Here is a 2,552-nt window from a genome sequence, read left to right as displayed (position 1 = left end):
AAATGTAGGAGGTTTGGCTACGGAAAACAACTCAATATGAATACGATTATCTTCTTTTTTGGTTGCCGCCACGTCATTGCTGTATTCGTGTAGTCCCATGTAGCCCAGTTCATCTCCGGCTTTTACTTTAATATGGCCTGCGTCCATATCCACTGGTGGCATGGGTAGAGGCAGAGCAACCACACTGCCATCACGCTTTCTCGCTGCACTTTCAGACATCCATTCTGGTTCGGAAACTGCTTCAGGAACCATCACTGAAGGGTCTTCCAATATATTGAATTTACTTTTTTTACCTGAAGCGAACCAGACTATTTTTCCTTTCATCTTTCGTTCAGCAGATGATGGAGATTCACCAAGTTTAATGATTCTACATTTGATCATATGATAAATTTCGTTGCCGATAGCATATGTATTGGTCGCTTTCTCTTCGGCATATAAGTATTCCAATACGGTGCCCTTTGACATTGACACCTTGTGCTCTAGCTTACTTTTCTTTGGTTCGGAATCAAACTTAAATGTACGGACATTTCTCCCGTCATCTAAGAGCTTATAACGTGTTGTCAGGGAAGCGTTGGCACCAATATCGGAAGGTGGCGCTAAGTGCATGTAGAGAGAATAAAGCTTAAAGATCTCTTCGTCTTTTTGGTCAGGAGCGCTTATTTCATGCTCCAGTAATACAAAGTTGTTGCTGTACCTGAGTTTTTGGTCTTTATATGTTGTTGTCTGGTAGTCTGGGTGTATTCGGTAAGCAACAATTCGTCCATCCAGCATCGCTTGTATCGGTCTTAACCCTTTTCCCCATGGCACCATTTTTGACGTCAAATGAACGCCACTGTGCCACCCATAGCCTTGACCGAGGAGATAACGGCCGCTTTTTACTTGGTCGAAGAGTCTGGTGAAATCACTGAGCGTATGATACGGCTCACCATTTCTTTGCGTGATCGGGAAAACTGCGTCCATGAGGTACCTTAATCTGAGAATATGTCTTCAAAGACGATAAATGGAGGGCGGTTCAAATTAATGGCTTTGGTATAAACCACGGCATGAATTTTACCTGCATTTGTGGTGAAACCCGACTCTCCGGTGGTGTTGACGATACTGCCCGATGCCATGGCGGAAACGGATAAAAGTGTCTCGTTAGTTCGAGACAGTATGTTGGTTAAAATGTCTGGTAGAGCGCTGGACATCAAGCTCATACCGGTTCTATAACCTTGTACCCCCTCTTCAACAACGGTGAGTGAGCGTGCGGCAGCCTGTGTTTGGATGAAATCTAATCGGGTATCGAGTGCCGCAATCAAATCATTGATGTACCCACTGAGTTGTTGGCTTATCTGTGTCCATAGTACTTGCTGAAGATATTCAATGGTGTTGCCGGTTCCCAGCAAACGTAATTTGGCGAGTAATTCTGCCGGCGGTTCAAGTAGGTTGGCCTGATAAAGAATACGCAAAATATCTCCATTTGGGTGAACCTGTTCAAAAAGCAGTTCTAACAAAGGTTGGTATTTATCCAATGACTCTCGATCTTCCTGAATATGGAACAGGGCGGAAACAAAAGCGGCAGAAAAGTCATTGGAGTGATTTCTGCTCACGACGTGAGGAGAGAGAATTCGGCTTTGTTCGTACACCATGGCCTTGAAGTCATCGTCACTGTATGAGGGAGACAGTAAAACACCCCAGTCATTGGAGACGCCGACTTTATCTTCCCAGAAGGGCGATCTTTGACCTGCAACATAAGTGCAAAAGTTATGTGTGTCGGGGTAAGTTTCTGTTGGCGTATTTTTAGATAACGTGGAGTTGGCCTTATAAGCGTCGCTACTCTCTTTGAGCACGAGTATGCATTCTTTTAATGGTAACTCGCTCACCGTACCAAGGCCTCGCGCATTAAGCACGCCGGAACCAATTTGACCACCGCCAGATTCACGAAGTTCGAAAGGTGCGTTGGCATAGGGTTGCCCATTAGGGTATCGACAAACGAGGTCGAGAGTGTAGGTACCTTCCTGATCTTCGGTCACAGAGACGGACGGATTCTGAACACCACCAAGACACATGGTATTGGCTTTATTCATGGTCATCTGATCAGACAGCCGGCAGACTCCTATGCCTTCGATACTCACTGTTGGAGAGGCGGAAATAAATTCGGCTTCGGACTCGATAGTGCCGGATGCAACCCCTTTTTTATCGCCTCCTGCATCGCCAGTGCTTTTGGAAAACTTACTTCCTTTAATGGCAATGCTGTTTCCTCCATCCATTGAAACCGTTGTTGTGCCATCCGCTAGATCGGCAGATTTGGCGTTGTTGCCATAAGGGATAGGAACCACGGGTTTACCGACGGTGGTTAAACAGACATCCGGTAAAGTGGCGTTCGCCTCTCCTCCAGAGCCTTGATGGACAACGCTTAATCCATTTGCACAAACGGTGACACCCATAATACGCTCCCAAATAAGCCAGGGAGTTATGATATACAATAAAGCACGTATAAATCTCACCAAAAGAGTAGGTAAAAAGAATGCTTTAATGTGACTTTGCACTAACTTAGAAGATCTGTGTTGCAA

2 pseudogenes are annotated in these 2,552 nt (G+C 45.3%); both read right to left on the bottom strand.

What is annotated here, in order from left to right:
- Positions 1–960: pseudogene (locus CAG65_RS16930) on the bottom strand (hypothetical protein); the annotation flags it as partial.
- 991 nt (positions 961–1,951) lie between these two features.
- Positions 1,952–2,426, bottom strand: a pseudogene (locus tag CAG65_RS22475) (DUF4150 domain-containing protein); the annotation flags it as partial.
- Positions 2,427–2,552 lie beyond the last annotated feature (126 nt).

Origin of the sequence: Vibrio sp. V39_P1S14PM300 (assembly GCF_009904765.1) — a bacterium.
GTDB lineage: Bacteria > Pseudomonadota > Gammaproteobacteria > Enterobacterales > Vibrionaceae > Vibrio > Vibrio proteolyticus.
The sequence above is the reverse complement of the archived record's forward strand: the minus strand, read 5'-3'. Positions and strand labels throughout refer to the sequence as shown.